This window comes from Pontibacter fetidus (assembly GCF_010119545.1).
Lineage (GTDB): Bacteria > Bacteroidota > Bacteroidia > Cytophagales > Hymenobacteraceae > Pontibacter > Pontibacter fetidus.
The window spans coordinates 212776-218775 of record NZ_JAAEAA010000006.1 but is presented as its reverse complement, the minus strand read 5'-3'; the positions used below and the strand labels follow the sequence as shown (position 1 = coordinate 218775).

General features: G+C 47.6%; 4 protein-coding genes. 2 read left to right on the top strand and 2 right to left on the bottom strand.

From position 1 onward, the window contains the following. Nucleotides 1-277: 277 nt before the first annotated feature. Both GWO68_RS06780 and GWO68_RS06775 read left to right on the top strand, forming a co-directional pair. On the top strand, nucleotides 278-2929 hold the full coding sequence (locus GWO68_RS06780) for a cation-translocating P-type ATPase (protein WP_162345656.1): 2652 nt from the start codon (nucleotides 278-280) through the stop codon (nucleotides 2927-2929). Between the two features lie 229 nt (nucleotides 2930-3158). Continuing rightward, nucleotides 3159-3545, top strand: coding sequence for a TerB family tellurite resistance protein (locus GWO68_RS06775; RefSeq protein ID WP_162345655.1), 387 nt, complete (start codon nucleotides 3159-3161; stop codon nucleotides 3543-3545). A 31-nt stretch (nucleotides 3546-3576) separates the two neighbouring features. Here the strand turns inward: GWO68_RS06775 and GWO68_RS06770 are convergent, their stop codons facing one another. Beyond that, nucleotides 3577-4134 carry a 3'-5' exonuclease gene (locus tag GWO68_RS06770; protein WP_162345654.1) on the bottom strand — a complete coding sequence of 186 codons (558 nt, stop codon included), beginning with the start codon at nucleotides 4132-4134 and terminating at the stop codon, nucleotides 3577-3579. A gap of 97 nt (nucleotides 4135-4231) precedes the next feature. Further along, entirely contained in the window at nucleotides 4232-5719 is a 1488-nt protein-coding gene (locus GWO68_RS06765) for a peptide MFS transporter (protein ID WP_162345653.1), read from the bottom strand. Nucleotides 5720-6000 lie beyond the last annotated feature (281 nt).

Sequence of the window (6000 nt, the reverse complement as noted above, 5' to 3'; positions counted from 1 at the left end):
GTATTTGATAATAAATGCATAAAGCCTCCTTTTCTAAAGTGACCTGATACTACTGTCACTTACGAAAAGAAGGCTTTTACTTTTTAGAAATCCCTAACCTAAAATTCGGGATGACTCATGTTTGTATTTTAAAGAACTACCGGCTGTTCTATAGTTCGGTAACCATACTTTTTAATAGCTAAACCGGGTATAAGTAACACCAAAACCTTTCAGGAGTTAGTGCAAGTATAACAGGTATATTTTTTTCGGTCCTTTTAGTAACTGTAACCCCGGTACCATGTGGTTTACCAGATCAGTAGAAGATGTACTCCAGCAATTTAATGTTAACCCGGCAATCGGGCTTTCGGAGGCAGAAGCAAAGCAAAGACTGGCAACCTATGGCCCCAACAGGCTGAAAGGTAAAAAGAAGAAATCCATTTTAGAGCTTTTCGTGGCGCAACTACAGGACTGGCTGATCTATGTGTTGTTTGCTGCCGTGCTCATTACCCTGTTTATGGGTGAGTACATCGATGCCATCATTATACTGGTGGTGATTATCCTGAATGCAGTGCTCGGTGTTGCGCAGGAAATAAAAGCCGGTAACGCCATTGAAGCCCTTCAGAAAATAGCCTCTCCCAAAGCCCTTGTGCGCCGCGACGGGGTGGTAAAAGAAATAGATTCGGAAGTGGTAGTGCCCGGAGATGTACTTATACTGGATACCGGCCGCTACGTGGCCGCAGACCTGCGCCTGGTGGAGACTGCCAACATGCAGGTAGAGGAATCGGCGCTGACCGGTGAATCGGTGCCGAGCAGTAAAGACGCTGGCTGTATCTTAAACGACCCTCAAACTCCGCTTGGCGACCGGACAAATGCTGCTTTTATGTCTACACTGGTTACCTATGGCCGCGGAGAAGGTATTGCAGTAGCCACCGGCATGCAAACGGAAGTCGGTAAAATTGCCAATATTATCGATACGGAAACGGTAACCGCCACCCCCCTGGAGCTGCGTCTGGACGAACTGGGCAAAACCATCGGGAAACTGGCCATAGGCATTTGCTTACTTATATTCGGGGTTACGATGTGGCAGGGGCGCGACCTGGCGCAAATGTTTCTGCTTTCGGTTTCGCTGGCGGTGGCTTCTATACCGGAGGGGCTTGCTGCTATAGTTGCTATTGTTTTATCTATCGGGGTAACCAACATGTCCCGCAGAAATGCCATTATAAGGCGCCTGCCAGCCGTAGAAACGCTTGGCTCGGTTAACATTATCTGCTCCGATAAAACCGGCACGCTTACCCAAAACAAAATGACTGTGCAGAAATACTTTACCCTGGAAGGGGAAGTAGCGGTTGAACGGGAAAAGCAAAACCAGGCTACCGAAACAGGCAAGCTGTTGGCAAAAGCAATGATACTTTGTTCGGATGCGACGCACGAAAACGGGGAAGGAACCGGCGACCCAACCGAGATAGCTCTCTTGCTGTTAGGTGATGATCTGGGCCTGGACAGGAAAGCCATGCAAGCCAACCATAAACGCATCGGGGAATACGCGTTTGACTCAGAGCGCAAACTGATGTCGACGTTGGTAGAAGAAGAAGGCGAGCTGACGGTGTATACCAAAGGTGCTATTGATAACCTGCTGCGCATTGCTACTCACGTGCTGGAAAATGGCCGACCTGTACCCCTGACTGATCATCATAAAAAGCAATTCAGTGAGATAACAGACCACATGTCGGATGAAGCACTGCGCACGCTGGGGATAGCCTACCGGCCAGTGGATGCAGTAATTGATGCTGCAGAAATGGAAAAGGACCTGATTCTGTTGGGGCTCGTAGGTATGATAGACCCGCCACGCCTGGAAGTAAAATCGTCGGTAGAGCTGGCAAAATGTGCTGGCATTACGTCTGTTATGATCACCGGCGACCACAAGCACACCGCCTTTGCCATTGCGCACATGCTGGGCATAGCCGAAACTATAGACCAGGCCATTACCGGCCAGGAAATCGACGAACTGAACGAAGCAGAATTTGCAGCTAAAATAAATGACTACCGGGTATATGCACGTGTTTCGCCGGAGCATAAAGTAAAGATCGTACGCACACTAAAAGCACATGGCAACATTGTATCGATGACCGGCGATGGCGTAAACGATGCCCCATCGTTAAATGCTGCCGATATAGGAGTGGCCATGGGCATAACAGGTACAGATGTGGCCAAAGGCGCTTCGGATATGATCCTGACGGACGACAACTTTGCAACTATAGTTTCGGCGATAGAGCAGGGGCGCAACATTTACAACAACATAAAAAAGGCGGTCATTTTTCTGCTAACCTGTAACCTGGGCGAGGTGATTGCCATGTTCATTACCTTGCTGCTGGGCTGGGAAGCACCACTTATAGCCACGCAACTGCTCTGGATAAACCTGATGACGGACTCTTTGCCTGCTATAGCCCTGGGTATGGACACCGGTGACCCCGACGTGATGAAAGAAAAACCACGCGACCCGAAAGAAAGCTTTTTTGCAAACGGAGCCGGAGGCAGGGCCATAGCCGGCGGCATACTCATCGGGGGCCTGACCATATTTGCGTTCTGGTACGGCTACTACGAGCACGGCTATACTCCTTTTGATAAAAATGTGCCTGCCGAAGTGCTTAAAAATGCCCGCACCCTGGCGTTTATGACACTTGTAGCCTGCCAGTTGTACTATGCGCTAGCTATGCGCAATGCCGTGAAATCTATCTTCCAGGTCGGTTTATTTTCTAATCTGTACCTGATAGGCGCCATAGCGCTGGGCTTGCTGCTGCAACTGGTCATTATTGGGGTTCCGTTTACGCAACAGGCCTTTAACCTGCACATGTTGGACCGAAATGGCTGGCTGATGGTTTTGGTGCTGGGCGTGGTTCCGCTGCTACTGAATGAGCTTTACAAACTATACCTGCGGCTGCGACAGGCATAAAGCTACCACATCCGGTCTGGTGTAAATGACTGGTAAATTCACTGTTCATCGCCTTTATCCTTTGGCCAACTATAAACTATACTTCTGAAGTCGATCCTTGTATGGGTAATGCCGTATTTACCTGAACAACTATAGCCTGGTAGGGGAGCATAACCTGCCAGCAAGAAACGAATTTATAAACTATAGACCGGCAATCCGGTTAACTTATTCAGACATTAAACAGAAACTTATGGCAACCAGCACGCAAATAGACAACCTGCTAAATACAAAACAAAAGAAGCTTTCCTTTTTTCAGAACCTGATTCTGGTAGCAACCGCCGACGGCTATGTAGACGAAATGGAAAGCGATTTCCTGGTGATGATCGGGGACCAGCTGGGCTTAACGGAAGAAGATACTACCCCAATTGCTGATAACCTGGCGACACTTAGTTTTATAGTTCCGGAAGAAGGTTTGCAGCGCACCATGGAACTACAAACACTGGTGATGATGGTGGTGCAGGACGGCAAAGTTGAAGAACGTGAGTATAACCTATGCCTCGACTATACCCGTCGCATTGGCTATAGCAAAGAAATGCTGGACAACCTTATTGCAGAACTGACCAAAAACGAAGCTTAACCCAACCAACTATAAACTATAGTTTTGAGGCTTAGTTTAAGTTAGAGATCCTGCTCAGCATTTTATCCGGAAACTCGGTTTCAGAAAAAGTGCAGGTGTGGTCCAGGGCTTTAAGCGTCAGGGCGGCGCAGGCGTGCGAGTCGGAAGCGGCGCGGTGGTGCAGGAAACTGATGCGGTGCATGTTACAAAGCGTTTTCAGGTCGTAAGCATTCAGGCCTTTCCAGATGTTGCGCGAAAATTTTAAGCTGCAGGCAAAACGGGCCTGTGGCACCGGCAGGTTATAAGTGGCCATGGTTTTGCGGAGCACACTAAAATCGAAGCTCGCATTATGGGCGATCAGTAGCTGGCCCTCCAGGTATGGTTTAATTTCAGGCCAAAGCTGGTCGAAGGTGGGTTGCTGCGCTACATCGGCTGGTTTTATGCCGTGTACTGCTATATTAAAGTGGTTAAAGTTAGGGTAGTATAAGGGTTTTATCAACCACGACTTTGTTTCTACAATCTGCCTGTCGCGAACTATAGTTATGCCTAATTCACAGGGACTATCGCGTTGGGGCGTGGCGGTTTCAAAATCGAGGGAAACAAAATCCATAAGTAAAAGCGAAGTATAGAGGCTGCAAAGATAACAGCAACGTATAGCATTATCCGGAAAATTATTTCCCGGCTATACGTTGCTGTTTGTATTTAAATTACCGCACATCCTGCATCCAGCGGCGGATGAGCGGTACCAATATGATCAACAGAACCCCAATACCAATAGAGTACATGCCTATTTTGCTGATGATGTCGGCATAATAAGGTAACGAGAGTACAGGGTTATCTACCACATTTTCCGGAACACTCATCAACGCACCTATCTTACCTGCCAGAAACTCACCTATGGCGCTGGCAAAAAACCAGATACCCATCATCATGGCTACAATCTTGGCCGGCGATAATTTTGTAACCATCGAGAGGCCAATAGGAGAGATGCACAGTTCGCCCGAGATAATAAAGAAGTAACCCAGTATAAAGTATGGCAGTGAAATTAACCCTGAATCAGCATTAAGGCAGGCAGCATAAAACACCAGGAAACCAATGCCTAATAAAACGAAGGACAAGCCAAATTTTAACGGAGTGGAGGGCTCCATGCCTTTGCGGCTTAGTGCAGGCCACAACCAGGCAAACGGGAAACTAAGTGCAATTACCCAGGCCGGTGGCAGAAAGTTGTTTACCGCCAGGGCTGGTAACTCAAACCCGGCTACGTGCATATCCACGTTGCGCATGGCAAACAGGTTAAGCGAGCCCGCATTCTGCTCGTAAAACGCCCAGAACAGTGTTGAGAAAATGATAAGGATAAGCGCAGAGAATAGTTTATAACGTGCACCGCCATCGAGCTGCGAAGCAATGTAAAGTATATACCCTAAAGAAAGCGCACCCAGGCCGAACATAATAAAATCCATGATCTCATAGCGATGGAACAGGGCAACTATAGCCGGGATAACCAGCAAGGCGGCAGCGTAAATACCTACTTCGGTAGAAATACCGGCAAATATCGGTTTCCGTAAAGCCTCCGGGTTTGGTGGCAAGCCTTCTTTTAACGATTTTTTACCGATGGCAAACACGATCAGGCCCAGGATCATGAAAATACCGGCCAGACCAAAGCCATAGTGCCAGTTTATCTGTTGGCCCACATACCCGCAAAGCAAACCGCCCAGTGCCGCGCCAATGTTTATACCCATGTAAAAAATGGAAAAGCCACTATCTTTACGTGGGTCATTGTCGGCATAAAGTGTACCTACCAGACTGGAGATATTGGGCTTAAAAAATCCGTTACCACAAATGATAAAAGCCATCCCGTAAAAGAAACTCCAGTCTTCGGGCACAGCCAGCACCAAGTGACCAATACTCATCAGAATACCGCCATACATTACAGCCTTGCGGTAGCCTAAAAAGCGGTCGGCCATAACGCCACCAAACAAAGGCATAGTGTATACCAAGGCTGCATACGAGCCAAGTATAGCGTAGCCTTTGGGCTCATCAAATTTGAGCTGTGTTACCATGTAGGCCAATAGCAGCGCTTTCATGCCGTAAAAAGAGAAACGCTCCCACATTTCGGCAAAGAACAACATGTATAGCTGTTTCGGGTGGCCCTTCGGGGCAGGTGCTTCCGGTATTTTAGGTTCGGTTAAGTCCATAATTGTTGGTAAGGTATAGTAGGAGTTTTATCTAGTTATAGGGTTGCCTTACGCTGTTGCAGCATAAAATAACCCACTAATATAACTATAAATATAGGATACAAAAGCGGCTATAGTTTAAATCAGAAAGGTTGTAGGATGCTGTATCTGCTCCTGAGCCAGCTATAGTTTTGCTTTAGTTTGAAGGTTGGGCGTAATGCAACTATAAACCAGCGGTTTAGAAGATGTAACCAGAGGCAGCCAATTAAGGGGTTGTTGCGTAGGAGCCTACTATACAAGAA

Excerpts from the sequence above, each read along its gene's own strand:
- GWO68_RS06780 (WP_162345656.1), top strand. The coding sequence starts at position 278 with ATGTGGTTTACCAGATCAGTAGAAGATGTACTCCAGCAATTTAATGTT.
- GWO68_RS06775 (WP_162345655.1), top strand. The coding sequence starts at position 3,159 with ATGGCAACCAGCACGCAAATAGACAACCTGCTAAATACAAAACAAAAG.
- GWO68_RS06770 (WP_162345654.1), bottom strand. The coding sequence starts at position 4,134 with ATGGATTTTGTTTCCCTCGATTTTGAAACCGCCACGCCCCAACGCGAT.
- GWO68_RS06765 (WP_162345653.1), bottom strand. The coding sequence starts at position 5,719 with ATGGACTTAACCGAACCTAAAATACCGGAAGCACCTGCCCCGAAGGGC.